Raw genomic sequence first — 21,896 nt, forward strand, 5'->3', positions numbered from 1 at the left:
CAGGACGGGTGGTCAGGATGTTGCGCAGGCTCAGGCGCCGTGTACGGCTTCGCTGTCCTCTTCTCGTTGTTTGCAAGTCTTGAAACCCTTGGCATCGACATGGCCGGTGGCATCGAAGCGCACGTAGTAAGGCTGTTGATGGCCATCGCGGTTGAGGATGTAGTCGTTGCAAGTGCCTCCGTGCGGCAGGTCGGTCGCATTCGATGGGCTGCCGCCGATGGCGATGACTTTCTGCATGGTCATGCCGTTTTCGACTTGCTTGACCAGCGGCTCGTCGCGGTAGGTGACGTAGTCCACCGGGTTTTCCGGGCGGCTGCCACAGGCGGCCAGGGTCGCGCTTGCCAGAAGGATTGCCAGGGTCTGTTTGTACATGGTCCCGCTCCTTGCTCAAGGGTCTGTTCTGGTTTGGAACCGCGCGGCGCGTCAGGAGTTCGATTGCGATGGTCATTCAGGCCGCTGTAGTGTTGGCCGGTCGTCCACGCAAAGGGGTTGGGCCCATGCAGCAGGAATTGGCTACGCGCTACCCGTTGGTGCTGGTACCGGGCATGCTCGGCTTTGTCAGGGCATTGCTCTATCCCTATTGGTTCGGCATCGTGCCGGCCTTGCGCAAGGGCGGGGCGCAGGTGTTCCCCGTGCAGGTATCGCCCTTGCACTCCAGCGAAGTGCGCGGTGAGCAGTTGCTGGCAATCATCGAAGACATCTGCCAGCGTACCGGCGCTGACAAGGTCAACCTGATCGGCCATAGCCAAGGCGCCCTGAGCGCGCGTTATGCCGCAGCCAAGCGGCCTGACCGGGTGGCATCAGTGACTTCGGTGGCCGGGCCTAACCACGGCTCGGAACTGGCCGACCACTTGGCTCGCACAGCGCCGGGCGATTCACCCCAAGGGCGCATCCTCAGGGCTGTTTTGCATGGCCTGGCGGTGCTGCTGGGGTGGTTGGAAACCGGCTGGCGCCGCGACTCATTGCCTATCGACGTGCATGCCTCGCACCAATCGCTGACCAGCGCCGGCGTAGCGCTGTTCAACCAGGCTTATCCACAGGGCCTGCCCGACACCTGGGGCGGTGAGGGCGCGGGAGAGGTCAACGGCGTGCGTTACTATTCGTGGTCAGGCACCTTGCAGCCGGGTATCACCGACCAGGGGCGTAACCGCTTTGACGGCAGCAACCGCTTCTGCCGCCTGTTCGCCCGCAGTTTCGTCAAGGAAAAGGGCCAGTGTGACGGTATGGTCGGGCGCTTCAGTTCACACTTGGGGCAGGTGATCGGTGATGACTACCCGCTCGATCACCTGGACATCGTCAACCAGTCGCTCGGCGCCGTGGGCAAGGGCGCCGAGCCGGTGCGGCTGTTCACCGAGCACGCCGCCCGCCTCAAGGCTGCGGGGCTGTAGCGCTGCGGCGCACGGGGGTGGTCCAGCGTTCGGCGAGGACCACCCCGGCCAGGGTCAGCAAGCCGCCGATCAGGTGGTAGCTCGCCAGTTGCTCGTCGAGCACTGCGGCTGCGATCAGCGCGGTCACCAGTGGCAGCAGGTTGAAGAACAGCGTGGTGCGGCTTGGCCCCAGGCGTTGCACGGCCTGCATCCACACCAGCGGCGCGACCATCGAGGCCAGCACACAGGCGTACAGCACCAGGCCCGCGTTATGCACGTTCAGGCCGGTTTTGTCCGAAAGCAGGAACAGTGGCAGCAAGACGATGATTGCCACCAGCACCTGCAGGTACAGCAGCTGCAAGGGCGGCAGGCGCAGCTGCCATTTCTTCAGCAGGAAGCTGTACACCGCGTAGGCCAGGGTGGCCACCAGCATCAGCAGGTCACCGCGGTTCAGGCCTTGCTCCAGCAAGATGCCGGGATGGCCGGCGGAGACGACTTCCAGCACACCGATGAAGGACACCGCCGCGCCCGTCAGCGCACCGTAGCTCAGCCGCTGGCCGAGCCATGCGATGGACAGGGCCAGCGACATCAAGGGCATCAGCGAGAGAATGATGCCCATGTTGGTAGCGCTGGTGATGCTGGCCGCGAAGTAGGCGAGGCTTTGGTACAGGGCCATGCCGAGCACGCCAAGGACGAAGATTCTGGCCAGGTGCGCACGGATGGCTGCGCGGTTGCGCCATACGGCCGGCAGCAGGAATGGGGTGAACAGCAGCCCCGCGAGCAGCCAGCGGTAGAAGCCGATCTCGGCAGGGTGGATGGCACCTGCTGACAGCTTGGTGACCACGGTGTTGCCGGCCCAGATGAGGATAGCGGTAAGGGGGTACAGATAATTCATGACGCAACGGCTCTCGGATGCTTACTAGCCTCTGTGGGCGCGTTTGCGCTAGCACACAGAGGTTGTAGTGTGGCCCGGTATTATCGGGTGTCTGTCAGCAAGCCTATACTCCTATCCAGACAACCTGCCCCTTGAAGCAGACAGCATGCACCGCAAATACCTCGACATCCCCCAATTCGACCAACTTCCTGCGCCTGTGTACCTGCGCCACGACGAATTTGGCGCCGACACTCACAGCCCGCCCCATCGCCACACCTGGGGCCAGCTCAACTACACCGCCCATGGCGTCATGCACCTGGATGTCGATGGCCAGCGTTTTCTGTCACCCCCGCATTACGCCGTCTGGGTGCCGCCGGATACCCAGCATGGTTGCTACAACCCTCAGGCCATCGTTTACCGCTCGGTCTATCTCGACCGCAGCCTGTGCGCCGGGCTGCCGCAGCAGGCGTGCAGCCTGGTGATAAGCGATATCCTCAAGGCCATCCTCGGCGACTTCGCCCGCCGGGACGTCAAGGTGGCCAAGGACGAACGCGACCAGCGTCTGGTGCAGGTGCTGCTCGATCAGTTGCTGCTGGCACCCACCCAGACCTGCTACCTGCCCTTCGCTCGGAGCGAGGGCCTGCGCCAGGTGCTCGATGCCCTCGGCGCCGAACCTGGTGACAACCGCCCGCTGGCGGACTGGGCGGCGCAGGTGCATGTCAGCGAGCGCACCCTGGCGCGGCAATTTCTGCGCGAACTGGGCATCAGCTTTGGTGAGTGGCGCCTGCGCCTGAGGTTCTTGCGGGCCATCGAGGCGCTGGAGGCCGGCTTGCCGATACAGGCCATCGCCTTCGACCTGGGCTACAGCAGCGCCTCGGCATTCATCGCCATGTTCCAGCGTCAGGCCCATTGCACGCCGGAGCAGTACCGGCGGCAAGCGCGGACGGGTGTGTAAAATTTGTTGTCTACACTCACCTGCGACACCGTGCATCGGGCGCGGGAGACAAGGAGACCACTCCATGAAGATGCTGCACATGCCATTGCTGGCGTTGGCCGTTATGTTCAGTGCGCAGGGATTCGCTGCCACCGCGCAACAGGAAAAGATGACCTCGTGCAATGCCGACGCTTCTGCCAAGGCGCTCAAGGGCGATGAGCGCAAAGCCTTCATGAGCAACTGCCTGAAGAAAAGCGTACCGCCGACCCAGCAGGAAAAGATGAAGATCTGCAACGCTGACGCCAGCGCCCAGGCCCTCAAGGGCGACGAGCGCAAGGCCTACATGAGTGACTGCCTGAAGAAGAAATGACCTGCGCCTATGCCTGTAGGACGAAGGCTGGCAGACTGCGGTTCTTTTCCGTTGTCTGCCGTTGAGGCTGTATGACTTTCACCCCCCGCCAGGTCACCCTGGCCAGCTGGATCATCGTATTTGCCGGCCTGCTGCTGGCGCTCCCCCTGAAATTGTTACCCAGCCTGCTGGCCGGGCTGCTGGTGTTCGAGCTGGTCAACATGCTCACGCCACGCCTGCAGCCGATCATTGCCGGGCAACGCGCACGCTGGCTGGCGGTGGCGCTGCTGGGTACCTTGGTGGTCAGTACCCTGACCTTGCTGATCGCCGGCGCGTTCAGCTTCCTGCTGCACGAGGCAGAGAACCCCGGCGCATCGCTGGACAAGTTCATGGCCCTGTTCGAGCGTGCCCGTGGCCAGTTGCCGCCGTTCATCGAGGGCTACCTGCCGGCCAGTGCCGCGGAGTTCAAAGTGGCCATCGGTGAGTGGATCAAGAGCCACCTCAGCGACCTGCAGCTTGTAGGCAAGGGCATGGCGCACATGTTCGTGACGCTGCTGATCGGCATGATACTCGGCGCTATCATTGCCCTGCAGCGCATCCCCGACATCTCGCGGCGCAAACCGCTGGCTGCCGCCTTGTTCGAGCGCCTGAGCCTGCTGGTGCAGGCGTTTCGCAACATCGTCTTCGCGCAGATCAAGATCTCGCTGCTCAACACCGTGTTCACCGGTATTTTCCTTGCCGTGGTGCTGCCACTGTTCGGTGTGCACCTGCCGCTGACCAAGACGCTGATCGTGCTGACCTTCCTGCTCGGGCTGTTGCCGGTGATCGGCAACCTGATGTCCAACACGCTGATCACGATTGTTGGCATGTCGCTGTCGATCTGGGTGGCTGCGGCCGCGCTGGGGTATCTGATCGTTATCCACAAGGTCGAGTACTTCCTCAACGCGCGGATCGTGGGGGGGCAGATCAGTGCCAAGGCCTGGGAGCTTTTGCTGGCGATGCTGGTGTTCGAGGCGGCGTTCGGGTTGCCGGGAGTGGTAGCGGGGCCGGTGTACTATGCGTACATGAAGAGCGAGCTGAAGCGGGCTGAGCTGGTTTGAGAGCTGCAAGCTGCAAGATAAAGCCGAACGCGGTGGGCCTTCCATCGCCAATCGGCTTGTAGCTCGCAGCTTGTAGCTCGCAGCTCACCCGTAACGCTTGCGCGCCTCGATTGCCAGCCCGCTGCCGATGCTGCCGAAGATATTGCCCTCCACATGCCGCGCATTCGGCAGCATCGCCGCCACACTGTTGCGCAGCGCCGGAATGCCGCTGGAACCACCGGTGAAGAACACCGTGTCCACCTGACCTTCGCTTACACCGGCCTTGGCCAGCAGCTCGGTGACGCTGCCACGCACCCGCTCCAGCAGCCCTTCGATCGCGCCTTCGAACACCGCACGGGTCAGGTCCACGCCCAATTCGCGCTCCACGCGGCCGAGGTCGATACGGCGGCTTTCGTGGTCGGTCAGCTCAATCTTGCTGGCCTCGACCTCCATCGCCAGCCAGTGCCCGGCCCGTTGCTCGATCAGCTTGAACAGACGGTCGATGCCCAGGGTGTCCTCGATGTCATAGCGCATGCTGCCCAACGCCAGTTGCGACTTCTGCGAGTACAGGGCGTTGATGGTGTGCCAGGTGGCCAGGTTGAGGTGGTAGCTGGTAGGCATCAGCGCACCGCTCTTCATCCGGCTGCCGTAACCGAACAGCGGCATCACGCCCTGCAGGCTCAACTGCTTGTCGAAGTCGGTACCGCCGATGTGCACGCCGCCAGTGGCGAGGATGTCGCTCTGGCGCTCGGCCACTTGGTGACGCTCGGGTGACAGGCGTATCAGGGTAAAGTCCGAGGTACCCCCGCCGATATCCACGATCAGTACCAGCTCTTCACGGCTGATACCTGACTCGTAGTCGAACGCGGCGGCAATCGGTTCGTACTGGAACGACACGTCCTTGAAGCCGATCTTGCGGGCCACGTCGGCCAGGGTATCTTCGGCCTCCTGGTCGGCAGCCGGGTCCTCGTCGACGAAAAACACCGGGCGGCCCAGTACCACCTGATCGAAGCTGCGGTCGGCGGCGGTTTCGGCACGCTTTTTCAGTTCGCCGATGAACATGCCCAGCAGGTCCTTGAATGGCAAGGCGCTGCCCAGCACGCTGGTGTCGTGCTTGATCAGCTTGGAGCCCAGCAGGCTCTTGAGCGAGCGCATCAGGCGGCCTTCGTAGCCTTCCAGGTATTCGTGCAGTGCCAGCCGGCCATACACCGGGCGGCGCTCTTCGATATTGAAGAAAACCACCGAGGGCAGGGTGATCTTGCCGTCTTCCAGGGCTATCAGCGACTCGACCCCGGGGCGGTGCCAGCCGACCGTGGAGTTGGAGGTGCCGAAGTCGATGCCAAGGGCACGGGCCGGGGATACGTCAGACATGGGAAAAGGGCTTCCGGAGGCAAAACGGCCGCGCAGTTTATGCCACTTGGCCAGAGAATCAAGACCGGCCGTCTGCCTTGAAGCAAAGCCAAGCGAACCTTGAAAGGCTATGCTTGACCCTTATCTTCAGATGCAACACGAAAATTCACATTGGTGATCCATAGATGGACTTCAAAGACTACTACAAGATACTCGGCGTAGAGCCCACGGCGGACGAGAAGGCGATCAAGGCCGCGTACCGCAAGCTGGCGCGCAAGTATCACCCTGACGTCAGCAAGGAGCGCGACGCCGAGGAGAAATTCAAGGAGGCCAATGAGGCCTACGAGGTACTTGGCGACGCCCAGAAACGCGCCGAGTTCGACGAGATCCGCAAGTACGGCGGCCAGCATGGTCGGCCATTCCAGGCCCCACCGGGCTGGGAGAACCGTGGCGGTGCGGGCGGTGGTTTCGAGGGCGGTGATTTCTCCGACTTCTTCAGCTCGATCTTCGGCGCACGGGGCGGCAACCCCTTTGGCGGCGCTCGGCAACAACGCAGTGCCGGCAGGCGAGGGCAGGATGTGGAACTGGAACTGGCGATCTTCCTTGAGGAAACCCTGAGCAAGGAGTCCAAGCAGATCAGCTTCCAGGTGCCGCAGACCAACGCCGCCGGCCAGCGTACCGGGTTCACGACCAAGACCCTGAACGTGAAGATCCCGGCCGGCGTGAGCGACGGTGAGCGCATCCGCCTCAAGGGCCAAGGAGCGCCGGGCAGCGCTGGCGGCGCCAACGGCGACCTGTTCCTGACCATCCGCATGGCACCGCACCCGCTGTTCGATGTCGAGGGCCAGGACCTGATCATCACTGTGCCACTGGCACCGTGGGAGGCGGCATTGGGCACCAAGGTGGCGGTGCCGACCCTGGACGGCAAGATCAACCTGACCATCCGCCCCGACAGCCAGAGTGGCCAGCGCCTGCGTGTGCCTGGCAAAGGCCTGGCGAACAAGCAGGGTGAGCGCGGCAACCTCTACGCCCAGCTCAAGGTAGTCATGCCGCCGGCATCCGACGCCTCTACCCGCCAATTGTGGACCCAGCTTTCCGAGAAGGCGGCGTTCAATCCGAGGACACAATGGAGTAAGTGATCATGAGCAGCACCCTGATCGTTCAACTGGACATGCGCACGCTTTGCCAGGAGGCCGATATCACGGCCGACTACGTGGTCGAGATCGTCGAGCACGGCATCGTTGAACCTTCGGGGCGAACGCCGGAGGAATGGTTGTTCGATGATCAGGCGCCGCTGCTGGCCAGGCGTGCGGCAAAGCTGCACCAGGAGCTGGAACTGGAGTGGGAAGGGGTGGCGCTGGCGCTGGAGCTGTTGCAGGAAGTGCAGCAGTTGCGCAGCGAGAACAGCATGCTGAAACAGCGGCTGGGCAGGTTTACCCAGATGTGATGTCGATTGCAGCGACCCCATCGCCGGCTTGCTGGCGATGGGGCCGCTGCAATCAGCAAAAAACTCAGGCTGGCTCTGCCCCCGGGTCGAGCACCAGCTGCATGAAAGTCAAATCCAGCCACCGCCCGAACTTCACCCCCACCTGGGGCATCTGCCCTGTCACCACGAAGCCCAGACGCTCATGCAGGCGGACCGACGCGGCATTGCCACTCTCGATGGCCGCGACCATCACATGCTTGCCACACCCCCGCGCGCGCGCGATCAGTGCTGCCATCAATTGCGGCCCCAGGCCCTTGCCGCGCTGATCGCCACGGATATACACCGAATGCTCCACGGTATTGCGAAAACCCTCGAACGGCCGCCAATCGCCAAACGACGCATAGCCCAGCACACCGCTGTGATCCACTGCCACCAGAATCGGATAGCCCTGTTGCGCCCGTGCCTCGAACCAGGTCTGGCGGTTGCCCAGGTCCACCGGCGTATCGTTCCAGATCGCCGTGGTGTTGCGCACTGCGTCGTTATAGATGTCGAGGATGCCCGGCACGTCGGCGGGCAGGGCATCGCGAATTTCGTGGCTCATTGCTGCGTCTCACAAGGTCGAGCGCTGCAGATTAAATGGTTACCAGCCCACGCACACCTTCGGCCTGCATGTTTTCACCGCGCCCGCGCTGGATGATTTCGCCACGGGCCATGACCAGATACTGGTCGGCCAGCTCCTCGGCAAAGTCATAGAACTGCTCCACCAGCAGGATGGCCATGTCGCCACGCTCTGCCAGGCGGCGGATGACCGCACCGATCTCCTTGATGACCGATGGCTGAATGCCTTCGGTGGGTTCGTCGAGGATCAGCAGGCGTGGCCGGCTGGCCAGGGCGCGGCCGATGGCCAGCTGTTGCTGCTGGCCGCCGGACAGGTCACCGCCGCGGCGTTGCTTCATCTGTTCCAGCACCGGGAACAGTTCGTAGATGAACGCAGGCACCTCACGGGCCTCGCGCGCCGGGAAGCGCGACAGGCCCATCAGCAGGTTTTCCTCGACGCTGAGCCGCGCGAATATCTCACGCCCCTGGGGCACATAGGCGATGCCTGCGTGTACCCGTTGCTGTGGCTTGAGCGTGGTGATCGGCTGGCCTTCCCATTCGACGCGGCCTTCGCGTGGCGGCACCAGGCCCATCAGGCAGCGCAGCAGGGTGGTCTTGCCCACGCCGTTGCGCCCGAGCAGGCAGGTGACTTCACCGACCTTGGCTTCGAAGGACAGGCCGCGCAGGATGTGGCTACCGCCGTAGTACTGGTGCAATTCACTGACTTCAAGCACTTTCAATTCCTCGTTCTTGTCAGCTACAAGCTTCAAGCTTCAAGCGGCAAGAGGGAGCGCACGGCTACTGCTTGCGGCTTGATGCATGCCACTTGAGGCGCGTCAGCGCCCTAGATAAACCTCGACCACCCGCTCATCCGCTTGCACCTGCTCCAGCGATCCCTCTGCCAGTACGCTGCCCTGGTGCAGCACGGTCACATGGTCGGCAATGCTGCCGACAAACCCCATGTCGTGCTCCACCACCATCAGCGAATGCTTGCCGGCCAAGCCTTTGAACAGCTCAGCGGTGAACTCGGTTTCGGCATCGGTCATGCCGGCCACCGGCTCGTCGAGCAGTAGCAGTTGCGGCTCCTGTACCAGCAACATGCCGATCTCGAGGAACTGTTTCTGCCCATGTGACAGCAGGCCTGCCTGGCGCTGGGCCAGGGGTAGCAGGCGCAAGGTGGTCAGCACTTCTTCGATGCGTTGCTGTTGCTCACCGCTCAAGCGTGCCGTCAGGCAGGCCCAGACTGACTTATCGGTTTTCAGTGCCAGCTCAAGGTTCTCGAACACGGTCAGTGCTTCGAACACCGTGGGCTTCTGGAACTTGCGGCCAATGCCGGCCTGGGCGATCTGGTATTCGCTCATGCGGGTCAGGTCCAGGGTATCGCCGAAGAAGGCACTGCCGGTGTCGGGGCGCGTCTTGCCGGTAATCACGTCCATCATGGTGGTCTTGCCGGCACCGTTGGGGCCGATGATGCAGCGCAACTCCCCCACACCGATGTACAGGTTCAGGGCATTGAGTGCCTTGAAACCATCGAAGCTGACGCTGATGCCTTCCAGGCTCAGCACCGTGCCGTGACGGGTATCCAGCCCCGCTTCACGGCGGCTGCCCAGGCCGATGGCGTCACGGCCGCTGCCAAGGTTGTCGAATACCGGTTCGAGCATGAATTCCGGATGCACTGGGGGCACGCCTTTCATGGCTGGCTCCTTTTCTTCAGCAGGCCGACCACGCCCTTGGGCAGGTACAGGGTGACGAGGATGAACAATGCGCCGAGGAAGAACAGCCAGAACTCGGGGAAGGCCACGGTGAACCAGCTTTTCATGCCGTTGACCAGGCCCGCGCCCAGCAGCGGGCCGATCAGTGTGCCGCGCCCGCCCAAGGCTACCCAGACAGCAGCCTCGATGGAGTTGGTCGGCGACATCTCGCTGGGGTTGATGATGCCCACCTGTGGCACATACAGCGCACCCGCCAGGCCGCACAGCACGGCGCTCAGTACCCACACCAGCAGCTTGAAGCCCCGTGGGTCATAGCCACAGAACATCATGCGGTTTTCTGCATCGCGTACGGCGGTGAGCAGGCGGCCGAACTTGCTCTGGGTCAGGCGCCAGCACAGGTACAGGCTTGCCAGCAGCAAACCTACGGTCAGCAGGAACAGCACGGCGCGGGTGCCTTGGGAGGCAATGTCGAAGCCCAGAATCGTGCGGAAACTGGTGAAACCGTTGTTGCCGCCAAACCCTGTCTCGTTGCGGAAGAACAGCAGCATGCCGGCGAAGGTCAGGGCCTGGGTCATGATCGAGAAATACACGCCCTTGATCCGCGAGCGGAAGGCGAAGAAGCCAAACACCAGTGCCAGCAGGCCCGGTGCCAGCACCACCAGGCACAGCGCCCAGGCAAAGTGCTGGGTACCGGCCCAGTACCACGGCAGTTCGCTCCACGACAGGAATGTCATGAACCCCGGCAGGCCGTCACCGGCGGCCTGGCGCATCAGGTACATGCCCATGGCGTAGCCACCGAGGGCGAAGAACAGCCCGTGGCCGAGCGACAGCAGCCCTGCGTAGCCCCAGACCAGGTCCAGGGCCAGGGCGACGATGGCGTAGCAGAGGATCTTGCCGACCAGGGTGAGTGTGTAGGCCGAGACCTGCAAGGCATGGTCGGGCGGCAGCAACGACAGCAGCGCCATGGCCAGCAACAGCAGGACGACGACGGTACCGATGGCCAGCGACAGGCGCGGCCCGGCTTTTTGCGAAGCGGTGACAAGCAGTGGCTGGTTCATCAGTCGATTACCCGTCCCTTGAGGGCGAACAGGCCTTGCGGGCGTTTCTGGATGAACAGAATGATCAACGCAAGGATGAGGATCTTGCCAAGCACCGCGCCGATTTGCGGCTCCAGCAGCTTGTTGGCTATCCCTAGGCCGAAGGCGGCCCAGAGGCTACCGGCCAGTTGCCCGACACCGCCGAGCACCACTACCAGGAACGAGTCGATGATGTAGCTCTGGCCAAGGTCCGGGCCGACGTTGCCGACCTGGCTCAGCGCTACACCACCAAGCCCGGCGATGCCCGAGCCCAGGCCGAAGGCGAGCATGTCCACCCGCCCGGTGGACACACCACAGCAGGCAGCCATGTTGCGATTCTGGGTGACCGCACGTACGTTCAGGCCCAGCCGCGTGCGGTTGAGCAGCAGCCAGGTCAGCAGTACCACCGCCAGGGCGAAGGCAATGATCACCAGGCGGTTATAGGGCAGCACCAGGTTGGGCAGCAGCTGGATGCCACCAGACAGCCACGCCGGGTTGCTGACCTCGACGTTCTGCGCGCCGAACAGCAGGCGGATGGCCTGGATCAGCATTAGGCTGATGCCCCAGGTCGCCAGCAGGGTTTCCAGCGGGCGGCCGTAGAGGTGGCGGATCACCGTGCGCTCCAGGGCCATGCCCACCCCGGCGCTGACGGCGAAGGCCACTGGCAGGGCAATCAGCGGGTAGAACTCGATTGCGCCTGGCGCGTAGCGCTGCAGCAGCACCTGGACCATGTAGGTGCTGTAAGCACCGAGCATGAGCATCTCACCGTGGGCCATGTTGATCACGCCCAGCAGCCCGAAGGTGATCGCCAGGCCAAGGGCCGCCAGCAGCAGGATCGAACCCAGCGACAGGCCGCTGAAAGCCTGGCCGAGCAGCTCACCGAACAGCAGTTTGCGTTTGACCTGCGCCAGGCTTGTTTCAGCGGCAGTGCGCACGCCTGCGTCGGTTTCCACGTCGGGTTGCAGCAAGGCCTCCAGGCGGGTGCGGGCCAGCGGGTCGCCGGTTTCGCCGAGCAGGCGTACCGCCGCCAGGCGCACGGCTGGCTCGCTGGCGCCCAGTTGCAGGTTGGCCAGTGCCAGGCCAAGCGCTGCGTGCACGGTAGTGTCGGGTTCGCTGGCAAAGCGCCGGTCGAGGAATGCCATTTGCGCCGGTTGTGCACTTTTTTGCAGTTGCTGGGCGGCGGTCAGGCGAGTGTCGCTGTTGTCGCTGAGCAACTGGTGGCTGGCCAGGGCGTTATCGATCAGGCCGCGCAGGCGGTTGTTAAGGCGCACCTTGCGGGTGTCATCGGCTGCGATGCGGCCCTGGCGCAGGTTTTCCAGCAGCGGCAGGCGCGCGGCTTCGGGTTGCGCCGCCCAGCCTTCGAGCAGGCGAGCCTGCTCGGCGGGCTTGGCGGTGAGGAAGAATTCGCCCTCGCTGGCCTGGGTTGCCAGGGGCAGCAGGAGCAGCAGGGTGAGGAGGAGTCTGAGCATGCGGGCAATCCTGGAAATCGGCGGTGGATTCATCGCCGGCAAGCCGGCTCCCACAGGGTGGTGCTGTTCTCAGGGCCCTGTGGAAGCTGGCTTGCCAACGAAGGGGCTGCAGCGCAGCCCCAGTGCACTCAGTTGCCTTTCACTGCATAGTCAGGGCGCTTGTCGTTGCCCGGAATGAACGGGCTCCACGGCTGCGCGCGCAGCGGCTGTTCGGTTTCCCAGACCACGCTGAACTGCCCGTCATCCTGGATTTCGCCGATCATCACCGGCTTGTGCAGGTGGTGGTTGGTCTTGTCCATGGTCAGGGTGAAGCCGGACGGTGCCTTGAAGGTTTGCCCACCCAGGGCTTCGCGTACCTTGTCGACATCGGTGGACTTGGCTTTTTCCGCCGCTTGCGCCCACATGTGGATGCCCACGTAAGTGGCTTCCATCGGGTCGTTGGTCACGGCCTTGTCGGCACCCGGCAGGTTCTTGGCTTTGGCGTAGGCCTTCCAGTCGGCGACGAACTTCTGGTTGACCGGGTTATCCACCGATTCGAAGTAGTTCCAGGCGGCGAGGTGGCCTACCAGCGGCTTGGTGTCGATGCCGCGCAGTTCCTCTTCACCCACCGAGAACGCCACCACCGGTACGTCGGTGGCTTTCAGGCCCTGGTTGGCCAGCTCCTTGTAGAACGGTACGTTGGAGTCGCCGTTGACGGTGGAGATAACGGCGGTTTTGCCGCCTGCCGAGAACTTCTTGATGTTGGCGACGATGGTCTGGTAATCGGCGTGGCCGAACGGCGTGTAGACCTCTTCGATATCCTTGTCGGCCACGCCTTTGCTGTGCAGGAAGGCGCGCAGGATCTTGTTGGTGGTGCGCGGGTAGACGTAGTCGGTGCCGAGCAGGAAGAAACGCTTGGCGCTGCCGCCGTCTTCGCTCATCAGGTATTCCACGGCCGGGATCGCTTGCTGGTTGGGCGCGGCGCCGGTGTAGAAGACGTTCGGCGACATCTCTTCACCTTCGTACTGCACCGGGTAGAACAGCAAGCCGTTGAGCTCTTCGAACACGGGCAGCACCGACTTGCGTGACACCGAGGTCCAGCAGCCGAACACCACCGCGACCTTGTCCTGGGTCAGCAACTGGCGGCTCTTTTCGGCGAACAGTGGCCAGTTGGATGCAGGGTCGACCACCACCGGTTCGAGCATCTTGCCGTTGACCCCGCCCTTGGCGTTGATCTCGTCGATGGTCATCAGCGCCATGTCCTTGAGCGATGTTTCGGAAATCGCCATGGTCCCGGACAGCGAATGCAGGATGCCGACCTTGATGGTCTCGGCGGCCTGGATGCTCCAGCTAAGGCCCATCGCCGCAATCGATGCGCTGAGGGTAAAGGCCTTGATCAGACTGCGACGCTTCATGTGCTCTCTCCGCTGAGTTTTTTTGGTGTTGGCCAAGCGGGGAGGGCCGTTGCAAGGGGTGTGCCGAACGGCAAAAGGTGCGTAATAGAAGGGTCGTGCGAGGTGATGGGGCGTTTGCAAGGTCCAGGTTGGTGCCTGAGGTGCTTGTGTGCACAGGATTGGGGCTGCAAGGCAGCCCCGTAGTGCATCAGCTGTTGCGCACAGCTGTGCGCGGATGCCGCTTGCTACGCACACCCTGGTAGGTGACCGCCAGCAACACGAACCAGATCGGCGTGACGATCAGCGCAGAGCGGGTGTCCGCTTCCAGGCTAAGCAGCACCAGGATAAAGGCGAAGAACGCCAGGCACACGTAGCACATGAAGCGACCGCCCGGCATTTTGTAGGTCGACGCCTGGTGCAGCGCCGCACGGGTTTTGCGGTACTTCAGGTACGACAGCAGGATCAGCGTCCAGACAAACATGAACAGCACTGCCGAAACCGTGGTGACCAGGGTGAATGCTTCGATCACGTTCGGCACCATGTAGATCAGCACCGCGCCAAGCAGCAGGCAGGTGCACGAGAAGTACAGGCCGTTGGCCGGTACGGCGCGGCTCGACAGTTTTTCGAATGCGCGCGGTGCGTCGCCTTCCTGGGCCAGGCCGAAGAGCATGCGGCTGGTGGAAAACACGCCGCTGTTGGCCGACGAGGCCGCCGAGGTCAGCACCACGAAGTTGATGATGCTCGCCGCCGCTGGCAGGCCGGCCAGCACGAACAGCTCGACGAACGGGCTCTTGCCCGGCACCACATCGCGCCATGGGGTCACAGCCATGATCGCGATCAGTGCCAGCACGTAGAACACGATGATACGGATCGGGATCGAGTTGATCGCCCTTGGCAGGGTGCGTTCAGGGTTCTTGGCTTCGGCGGCGGTGGTGCCGACCAGCTCGATGCCGACGAAGGCGAACACGGCAATCTGGAAGCCGGCGAAAAAGCCCATCAGGCCGTTGGGGAACATGCCGCCGTCGTTCCACAGGTTGGCCAGCTGCGCGGTGCGCCCGCTCGGCGACTCGAAACCGGTGATGACCATGTACAGGCCGGTGGCGACCAGGCCGAGGATGGCGACGATCTTGATCAGGGCGAACCAGAACTCCATCTCGCCGAACATCTTCACGGTAACCAGGTTAAGCGACAGCAGTACTGCAACGCAGGTCAGGGCGGGTATCCACTGTGGCAGGTCCGGGAACCAGAACTGCGTGTAGGCGGCGATGGCGACCACGTCGGCAATGCCGGTGACCACCCAGCAGAACCAGTAGGTCCAGCCGGTGAAGTAGCCGGCCCAGGGGCCGAGCAGGTCGGCCGAGAAATCGATGAACGACTTGTAGTTGAGGTTCGACAGCAGTAGTTCGCCCATGGCGCGCATGACGAAGAACAGCATGAAGCCGATGATCATGTAGACGAAGATGATCGACGGCCCCGCCAGGCTGATGGTCTTGCCCGAGCCCATGAACAGGCCGGTGCCGATGGCGCCACCGATGGCGATCAGCTGGATGTGGCGGTTGGTCAGGTTACGCTGCAGGTGCTGCGCTTGAGCAGGAGGGGAAGAGGTCCGGGTCATTGGCTGCATTCCATTGAGGGTCAGTCTTTTTGTGAAAGCCGCGTAGGCTAACACGCGCGTCCCAAATCGGGGCGCGACAGATCGACTCGACTTTTCAGTAGCAGATGGCCGCTGTGCGGCCCTTTCGCGACACAAGGCCAACGCGGTCGTCTGTAGGAGCGGCCTTGTGTCGCGAAAGGGCTGCGCAGCAGCCCCAATGGCCTCAAGTGCTGGCCAGCACCCTGCGCCTTACCACCAGGCTGTCCACCACCCACATCACGACCATCGACACCCCCACCAGCGGGAACATCACCCCAAGTACCAGCATCACCCCGACAGCCGCCTTCCAGCGCGGCAGGTCATGGCGCAGCGCCGGCACCCCCAGGCCACCGGCCGGCCGGCGTTTCCACCACATCACCAGCCCGCTCACCGAACCCAGCAAAATCATCAGGCACACCAGCAGAATGATGATCTGGTTCAGCACGCCGAACATCTTGCCCTCGTGCAGCATGACGCCCAGCTCGGTCGCCCGGGCCACCGGGCTGTAGTCCTTCCAGCGCACGTCGGCCAGCACCTTGCCGGTGTACTGATCGACATGCAGGGTGGCATCGTTGCGCGGGTCGTCGGCGAACACGGCGATGGTGAATACGCCATCGGCAGTGGTCGGCACGGTGATGCTGTAGCCGGGTTCCACCTCGCGCGCGGTGGCGAGGTCCTGAACCTGCTGCAGGCTCACCTGAGGTGCCGCTGGCCTGTTCGACATCATGTGGTGCCCGGCATGTTCGGCATGCGCACCGGACTGCGGCATCGGCGTGTTTTCCATGGCCCAGGGCACCGTCTGGCGGTGGGCGCTGTTCAGTTCACCGGCCTGTTGATCGGACTTGGGCACGTCATTCCACATGGCCGCCGGGAAGCGGTTCCACAGGTCGGCGTACTGTTTGCCCCACAGGCCGGTCCAGGTCATGCCGCTGAGCAGCATCAGCAGCAGCAGGGCCGAGCCCCAGAAGCCGCTGACCGCGTGCAGGTCGCGCCAGAGCAGCCGGCCACGCGCCGACAGCCGTGGCCACAGCACGCCACTGCCGCTGCGCCCGCGCGGCCACCACAGGTACAGGCCGGACACCACCAGCACGATGCCCCAGCCGGCTGCCAGTTCCACCAGTCGGTCACCGAGCGTACCGACCATCAGCTCGCCATGCAGGGCGCGGGCGACCGCCTGCAGGTTCTGCTTGGCATCCTGTTCGCCCAGGATCTTGCCGCTATACGGGTTGACGAACACATTCAGTTCGCGCCCACCGTCATGCACCACGAACTGCGCGCTGCGCTCGGCATCGATGGGTGGCAGATATTGGCCCACATGGCCTTTGGGGTAGGCCTGGCGCACTTCGGCCAGCATCACGTCGGCGCCCTGGCGGTGATGGCTGGCCTCGACCACCATCAGGTCACGGTACAGCAGTGGGTCCAGCTGCGGTTTGAACAGGTAGATGATCCCGGTAATCGCCAGCAGGATCATGAACGGAGCGACGAACAGCCCCGCATAGAAATGCCAGCGCCAGGCCAGGTTGTAGAATGAAACGCGTGTTCCGCTCATGGGAACCTCCTGTTTGACCAGCTGAGGGGCGCAACCAGCGGCTGCGCCCGTTGTTGTTGTCAGAAGCTGAAATCGACCTTGGTCCAGAACGTCCTGCCCGGCTCGTTGACCGGCTGTGGATCGGAAGCCGGGTAGCCGAACCCGGCGTTCCCGGCCAGGTTCAGGTGCTCGGCGTAAGCCTTGTCGAACAGGTTGTCGACGCCTGCGCTGAGCTTGAGGTTGTTGTTCACCTTGTAGGCGCCATTGAGCGAGAACACGCCGAACCCGGCGCTTGTTTCGTAGTCCTTGCCGACCACATTGCCCTGGTTTTCGGCGATGCGGTTCTGTGCAGCCACCAGCCGCCACAAGGCCCCGGCGCTCCAGGTGTCGCGGCTGTAGGTCAGGCCCATGCGGCTTTCCAGTGGTGGCATCTGCGGCAGTGCCTTGCCGTCACTGCTGTTCTTGCCCCAGGCGTAGGCCAGGGTCGCATCGGCCTTCCAGGTTTCCGTCAGCTTGTAGGCGGCGCCCAGTTCGCCACCCATGATGCGGGCGTCGATGTTCTGCGCCTGGGAGGTGCTCATGCCCATCATGCCGGTACGGTAGTCGAACAGGATGTAGTCGCGGATCTGCCCGACATAACCCGAAGCCCAGGCTTCAAGGCGCTCGTCGCGGTACTGGATGCCGAAGTCGAGCTGGGTGGTCTTTTCTGGCTTGATGCCGTCGAAGGCGTTGGCGGCGCCAGAGGGCGCCAGCTTGGGCGAGAACAGCTCCCAATAGTCGGGGAAACGCTGGGCATGGCCAAGGCCGATGTAAGTGGTGGCCGGCACCGCCGCGAGGTCGTGCTCATAACGTACGAAACCGCTGGGTAGGGTATCGGCGCGGGTATCACCTTCGGTAGCGCTGCCAGCCCGGAAGTCGCGGGCGGAGGCGCGATCGAGACGGGCGCCGGTGATCAGCCGGTCAACCCCTGTGGCGTACCAGGTCAGTTCACCAAAGGCCCCATAGTTATGGAAGTCGGCATCCTTGGTCCAGGGCTGGCCCTTGTGCGCATCAACGCCCATGCCGCCACGCTGGCGATGTTCGTTGGTCTGTGCGTCGATGCCACTGATCAGTTGCACGTCGGCCCAGCGCCAGGTGGCCTTGATGCGTGCGCCCATTGTGCGGCGGTCGACATTGCTGACCATGGGCATGCCCATCATGCCGCTGCCCGATGGGGTGCGCAGGCTGTAGTTGTCCATCACGTGGTCGGCGTAGTTGTAATAGACCTGTGCCTCGACCTTGTCGAGCACCTCGCCCAGGTTGGACTTTTCAAAGCGCAGGCCCAGGCTTTCGCGCTTGAACTGCGAGCCGTCCATGCCACGGCCGGCATAGCGGGCCTCGCCGTCACCCTTGCCGGCGGTGAGTTCGAGCAAGGTGTCCTGGTCGGGCGTCCAGCCCAGGGTCACATCGCCGTTCCATTTGTCCCAGCGCGAAGGCACGGTGTCGCCGTTGCCGTCGTGGTAGTCGTCCGAGCGCGACTGGTTGCCGACGAAGCGCGCATAAGCCTGGCTATTGCCTGCGGCGGCGTCGAGTACCTGGTCGAAGCGGCCGTTGGAGCCGGCCAGCAGGCTGGCGTTGATCCGGCTGCCGAGGGTGCCGAATTTTTCCGGTTCACGTTCGAAAAGGATGGTCCCGGCCGAGCCGCCGGGGCCCCAGATCACGCTTTGCGGGCCTTTGATAACGGTGAGGCGGTCATAGGTTTCCGGCGCGATGTAAGAGGTCGGTGCGTCCATGCGGTTGGGGCAGGCACCGAGCATCACACCACCGTTGGTGAGGATGTTCAGGCGCGAACCGAACATGCCGCGCAGCACCGGGTCACCGTTGGTGCCACCGGCGCGGATGGCTGAAAAACCAGGGATGGTCTTGAGGTAATCGGCACCATCGCTGGCCGGCACGGGCTGGCGCGGGTCTTTGGGGTTGGTGACGACCGTCAGGGGCGAGCTGGGTGCGATGGCGGTGATCACCGTCGGGCTCAGCTCGGGCGGCGCTTGCTCGTGCGTTTCATGGCCAGGTTCGGCGGCCAGGGCCATGGGTGCGAGCAGCGACCCGCACAACACGGCGAATGTCCCTCGCAGAGAGGGGGCGAATACAGGGGTGCAGCCGGACATAGTGATTCCAGTCGATCAGTCATGGGTGGGCGCGGAGCCTCCAGGCTCCGTGCGGCAGCAGGGATTCAGACGCTGATCGAAGGCGGTGGCGCGCGGCTGCGCGCACCGGGGAATATGGCCTGTCGGGCATGGCCCTGAAGGGTTGCCGCAGGGATGAGGGTGACGGGCAGGGCGTGCCCGGCAACGAGTGGGCTGAAGGTCTGCGGTAATGCAGGGCAGTTGAACAGCAGGCTGCAGTAGCCGCATTTTTCCCACATCACATGCAGTTGGCCATCGTCGCCGTGGCCGTGATGCGAGTCGCTGGCGTGCCCGTGTTCCGAGGACAGAGCCATGCCCATCGGCATGCTCATGCCCGCGTGATGATCCATCGGCATCGACTGGGAAATCAGCGGGCCGATAAAGATCATCCACATGGCGAACAGGCTCAGCCAGCCGCCACCGACGCGCCTGCGTTCAGGGCGGGTGGTACGGCTGCGTCTGTTGCATGGCAGGCTCATGAAGGCGAGCGCCAGTCAGCGAAGGGTCAGTGTGCGTGTTCGTGCGGCTGGTCCGCCGGGGCCTGCCTCTGCACAGCCACGTCGACCGTGATGTCGCCTGCCTTCTCGAAATGCAGGGTCAGCGGGAAGCGCTTGCCGTCGCTGAGCAGGCTACGGTCCTTGGGCTGCATCAGCATCACATGATAGGCGCTGGGGGCGAAGACCACGTCCTTGCCAGCGGGCACTACTACATTGGGCACCTGCTGCATCTTCATGGCGCCGTTGGCACTCATCACGTGTTCGTGCAGTTGTGCGTCAGCAGTGATGGGGCTGTCCACGCTGAGCAGGCGGTCATCGACCTTGCCGTTGTTGTGCACGATGAAATAGGCGGCCACATTGGGCGCGTTCGGCGGCAGTTGCAGCGACCAGGGGTGGGCGATATGCAGGTCGCCCACGGTGTATTCATGGGCGTTGGCGAAGGCGCCGGGCAGCAGCAGTGCGGCCACTACGAGAGCTTGCTTGAGCATGGTGTAAGTCTCCGTTCTGTTCAGGTTCAGGCAGACAGCGTGATGAACTCAGACCAGGGGAGAGGCGCGGGGGTTGAGCGCGGGCCAGAGTTGGCGCGGCGTCATTTGGTAATCGGCTGGCGGTGGAACATGCGCGGCCAGCAACGTGGGCGGGTTGTGCAGTTGTGGCGGATAACCTGGCAGGGCCAGCAGCGGCGAGGCTCCCGAACAGCACCAGCAGTGCTGCATGTTGGAATGCTCGTCGTTTTGCGTGCCGAGGTCGATCTTGGCCAGTGCCTGGACGTCGACCTTGGCCTTGCCTGCCATGCTGGAACAGAAAGCCCCCCACAGCAGCTGCTCGGCCGGGCCCTTGGGCGCGGCAGAGGACAGCGGCATGGCCAGCAGGTTGAACAGCACTGCGAGGCAGGCTATCCAGGCGATGTGCCGACGTGGGGGCATGGAGAGATCCGGTCAGGAATCGTGGCGGGTATTGTACGGCGCAGTATAGGTAAAAATGATGGGGTGCGGTGAAGTGACGCAGGCGGGTCGATGGAGCTGCTGCGCGGACCATGGCCGGCAAGCCGGCCATGAAGCTACAGCAGCCATCAAGCCTTGTTACGGCCCATCAAGCCACGCACGGTCTCTTGCAAATCAGCCGGCAGCACCACCACCTTGGCATTGTTGCTGCTGGCCAGGTTCTCCATGGCGCCGACATAGCGCTCACCCAGCAGGTACATGGCTGGCACCGTCTCGTTGCCCACCGCGTCCTTGACCAGCGAAATCGCCTTTGCCGAAGCCTCAGCAAGGTTGATTTGCGCCTCGGCATCGAGCTTGGCCGACTGCAGGCGGGCTTCGGCCTCGAGAATGGCGGCCTGCTTGGCACCTTCGGCACGGGTCACGTCGGCTTTACGTTCACGTTCGGCCGCCGCCTGACGTTCCATGGCCAGCTGCATGTTTTCCGATGGCTTGATGTCCTGGATTTCTACCGAGCGCACGGTCACGCCCCAGTCTTCGGTCTGTTCGGACATCGCCTCTCGCAGGCGTGCCTTGATCTGCTCGCGGCTGGACAACGCTTCGTCCAGGTCCATGGCGCCGACGATGGCGCGCAGCGATGTCATGGTCAGGCTGGTGACGGCAAACGAGAAATTCTGCACGCCATAGGAGGCCTTCTGTGGGTCGACCACCTTGGCGAAACACAGTGCATTGGCGACGATCACCGCATTGTCGCGAGTGATGATTTCCTGCTCCTGCACATCGAGGATGATGTCCTTGGTCGGCAGGCGATAGGCGACCACGTCCATGTACGGGATGACGATGTTCAGGCCGGGCTTGAGTGTGCTGTGGTAGCGGCCCAGGCGCTCGACGATCCACTCCTCCCCCTGGGGTACGATGCGTACACCCTTGAAAACAGTGATCAGGACGAAAACGGCGAGGGTGCCGACGACGATAAGGCTGGTCATGATGCGAACTTCCTTTTAATGCGGTCAGGCCCGGATGACCCGGGCAGTATTGCCTTCGATGGCGACGAGACGTACACGCTCGCCTGACGGGATGTCGCTGTCAGCGACGCAGATCCATTCCTCATTGCCCAGGATCGGTTTCTGGAACCGCACACGGCCTTTCTGGAATTGCGAAACGCTGCTGATCAGCAGCCCGACTTCGCCGATCACGCTGTCGGCGGTCCAGCGCACATCCGGCTGCTTGCGCCGGAACAGCTTGAACCAGAGTGCCGTGGTGACCGACGAGAACAGCACCCACGACAGTACCTGCATGTCCAGTTGCAGGCTGGGGGCGGCGAGCGAGATGAGCGACACCAGCACGGCACCGATGCCGAACCAGATGATGAAGAACGTGGGCAGGACCAGTTCGAGCAGGATCAGCGCGATGCCGAAGACCAGCCAGATCCACCATTGCATTTCCATATGGTTGACGCTTTCCGGAGGGGAGGGGGGTTGAGTTTAAGACTGACGACAGGCCAACGGCCATATGAATGTATCTGG

Annotated in this window: 23 protein-coding genes; 6 read left to right on the forward strand and 17 right to left on the reverse strand. The window is 63.3% G+C overall.

Features of this window, described 5'->3' with window-relative positions; genetic code table 11:
- Positions 1-30 precede the first annotated feature (30 nt).
- Positions 31-372 carry an osmotically-inducible lipoprotein OsmE gene (gene osmE / locus NGJ21_RS16850; RefSeq protein WP_039603804.1) on the reverse strand — a complete coding sequence of 114 codons (342 nt, stop codon included), beginning with the start codon at positions 370-372 and terminating at the stop codon, positions 31-33.
- A gap of 125 nt (positions 373-497) precedes the next feature.
- Between osmE and NGJ21_RS16855 the strand changes: the two genes are divergently transcribed.
- Positions 498-1,388: an esterase/lipase family protein gene (locus NGJ21_RS16855; RefSeq protein ID WP_251962418.1), complete on the forward strand. Its 891-nt coding sequence runs from the start codon at positions 498-500 to the stop codon at positions 1,386-1,388.
- Here the strand turns inward: NGJ21_RS16855 and NGJ21_RS16860 are convergent.
- Positions 1,369-2,262, reverse strand: coding sequence for a DMT family transporter (locus NGJ21_RS16860; protein WP_251962419.1), 894 nt, complete (start codon positions 2,260-2,262; stop codon positions 1,369-1,371). The two genes, NGJ21_RS16855 and NGJ21_RS16860, sit on opposite strands and share 20 nt — an antisense overlap.
- 145 nt (positions 2,263-2,407) lie before the next feature.
- Here NGJ21_RS16860 and NGJ21_RS16865 point away from each other — a divergent pair, with 145 nt between their 5' ends.
- The 3 genes from NGJ21_RS16865 (at position 2,408) to NGJ21_RS16875 (ending at position 4,624) form a co-directional block, all read left to right on the forward strand.
- The gene (locus NGJ21_RS16865) at positions 2,408-3,196 is read left to right on the forward strand and encodes an AraC family transcriptional regulator (RefSeq protein ID WP_251962420.1); all 789 of its coding nucleotides are present in this window, start codon (positions 2,408-2,410) and stop codon (positions 3,194-3,196) included.
- Between the two features lie 64 nt (positions 3,197-3,260).
- Positions 3,261-3,545, forward strand: coding sequence for a PsiF family protein (locus NGJ21_RS16870; RefSeq protein ID WP_012316442.1), 285 nt, complete (start codon positions 3,261-3,263; stop codon positions 3,543-3,545).
- 71 nt (positions 3,546-3,616) lie between these two features.
- On the forward strand, positions 3,617-4,624 hold the full coding sequence (locus tag NGJ21_RS16875) for an AI-2E family transporter (protein WP_012316441.1): 1,008 nt from the start codon (positions 3,617-3,619) through the stop codon (positions 4,622-4,624).
- 84 nt (positions 4,625-4,708) lie between these two features.
- On the opposite strand, the gene NGJ21_RS16880 is transcribed toward NGJ21_RS16875, so the two are convergent.
- Complete coding sequence (locus NGJ21_RS16880; RefSeq protein WP_174142028.1) at positions 4,709-5,974, reverse strand: Hsp70 family protein; 1,266 nt, start codon at positions 5,972-5,974, stop codon at positions 4,709-4,711.
- A gap of 164 nt (positions 5,975-6,138) precedes the next feature.
- Between NGJ21_RS16880 and cbpA the strand changes: the two genes are divergently transcribed.
- Positions 6,139-7,092, forward strand: coding sequence for a curved DNA-binding protein (gene cbpA / locus NGJ21_RS16885; RefSeq protein WP_012316439.1), 954 nt, complete (start codon positions 6,139-6,141; stop codon positions 7,090-7,092).
- A 2-nt stretch (positions 7,093-7,094) separates the two neighbouring features.
- Complete coding sequence (locus NGJ21_RS16890; RefSeq protein WP_012316438.1) at positions 7,095-7,400, forward strand: chaperone modulator CbpM; 306 nt, start codon at positions 7,095-7,097, stop codon at positions 7,398-7,400.
- A 64-nt stretch (positions 7,401-7,464) separates the two neighbouring features.
- On the opposite strand, the gene NGJ21_RS16895 is transcribed toward NGJ21_RS16890, so the two are convergent.
- From NGJ21_RS16895 to NGJ21_RS16960, 14 genes are all read right to left on the reverse strand, one after another.
- Positions 7,465-7,980: a GNAT family N-acetyltransferase gene (locus NGJ21_RS16895; RefSeq protein WP_237860362.1), complete on the reverse strand. Its 516-nt coding sequence runs from the start codon at positions 7,978-7,980 to the stop codon at positions 7,465-7,467.
- 31 nt (positions 7,981-8,011) lie between these two features.
- On the reverse strand, positions 8,012-8,710 hold the full coding sequence (gene urtE / locus NGJ21_RS16900; protein WP_012316436.1) for an urea ABC transporter ATP-binding subunit UrtE: 699 nt from the start codon (positions 8,708-8,710) through the stop codon (positions 8,012-8,014).
- 102 nt (positions 8,711-8,812) lie between these two features.
- Entirely contained in the window at positions 8,813-9,670 is an 858-nt protein-coding gene (urtD, locus tag NGJ21_RS16905; protein WP_069974045.1) for an urea ABC transporter ATP-binding protein UrtD, read from the reverse strand.
- Complete coding sequence (gene urtC / locus NGJ21_RS16910) at positions 9,667-10,746, reverse strand: urea ABC transporter permease subunit UrtC (protein WP_115273785.1); 1,080 nt, start codon at positions 10,744-10,746, stop codon at positions 9,667-9,669. The genes urtD and urtC overlap by 4 nt, the downstream gene beginning before the upstream one ends.
- Positions 10,746-12,266: an urea ABC transporter permease subunit UrtB gene (gene urtB, locus NGJ21_RS16915; RefSeq protein WP_425301420.1), complete on the reverse strand. Its 1,521-nt coding sequence runs from the start codon at positions 12,264-12,266 to the stop codon at positions 10,746-10,748. Before urtB ends, urtC begins: the two co-directional genes overlap by 1 nt.
- Before the next feature lie 95 nt (positions 12,267-12,361).
- Complete coding sequence (urtA, locus tag NGJ21_RS16920; RefSeq protein WP_012316432.1) at positions 12,362-13,627, reverse strand: urea ABC transporter substrate-binding protein; 1,266 nt, start codon at positions 13,625-13,627, stop codon at positions 12,362-12,364.
- A 187-nt stretch (positions 13,628-13,814) separates the two neighbouring features.
- The gene (gene cycA / locus NGJ21_RS16925) at positions 13,815-15,221 is read right to left on the reverse strand and encodes a D-serine/D-alanine/glycine transporter (RefSeq protein WP_012316431.1); all 1,407 of its coding nucleotides are present in this window, start codon (positions 15,219-15,221) and stop codon (positions 13,815-13,817) included.
- Positions 15,222-15,423: 202 nt separating this feature from the next.
- Complete coding sequence (locus NGJ21_RS16930; RefSeq protein ID WP_251962421.1) at positions 15,424-16,788, reverse strand: PepSY-associated TM helix domain-containing protein; 1,365 nt, start codon at positions 16,786-16,788, stop codon at positions 15,424-15,426.
- Between the two features lie 59 nt (positions 16,789-16,847).
- On the reverse strand, positions 16,848-18,914 hold the full coding sequence (locus tag NGJ21_RS16935; protein WP_251962422.1) for a TonB-dependent copper receptor: 2,067 nt from the start codon (positions 18,912-18,914) through the stop codon (positions 16,848-16,850).
- Between the two features lie 65 nt (positions 18,915-18,979).
- The gene (locus NGJ21_RS16940; RefSeq protein ID WP_046787831.1) at positions 18,980-19,411 is read right to left on the reverse strand and encodes a DUF2946 domain-containing protein; all 432 of its coding nucleotides are present in this window, start codon (positions 19,409-19,411) and stop codon (positions 18,980-18,982) included.
- A gap of 26 nt (positions 19,412-19,437) precedes the next feature.
- A complete protein-coding gene (locus tag NGJ21_RS16945) occupies positions 19,438-19,917 on the reverse strand; it encodes a copper chaperone PCu(A)C (protein ID WP_046787832.1) in 480 nt (159 codons plus the stop codon).
- A 48-nt stretch (positions 19,918-19,965) separates the two neighbouring features.
- The gene (locus NGJ21_RS16950) at positions 19,966-20,355 is read right to left on the reverse strand and encodes a DUF2946 domain-containing protein (protein ID WP_046787833.1); all 390 of its coding nucleotides are present in this window, start codon (positions 20,353-20,355) and stop codon (positions 19,966-19,968) included.
- 146 nt (positions 20,356-20,501) lie between these two features.
- Entirely contained in the window at positions 20,502-21,356 is an 855-nt protein-coding gene (locus tag NGJ21_RS16955) for an SPFH domain-containing protein (RefSeq protein ID WP_012316425.1), read from the reverse strand.
- 24 nt (positions 21,357-21,380) lie between these two features.
- The gene (locus NGJ21_RS16960) at positions 21,381-21,818 is read right to left on the reverse strand and encodes an NfeD family protein (protein ID WP_115273790.1); all 438 of its coding nucleotides are present in this window, start codon (positions 21,816-21,818) and stop codon (positions 21,381-21,383) included.
- Positions 21,819-21,896: the final 78 nt, after the last annotated feature.

It is taken from the genome of Pseudomonas sp. Marseille-Q5299 (assembly GCF_943737035.1).
Taxonomy (GTDB): domain Bacteria; phylum Pseudomonadota; class Gammaproteobacteria; order Pseudomonadales; family Pseudomonadaceae; genus Aquipseudomonas; species Aquipseudomonas putida_E.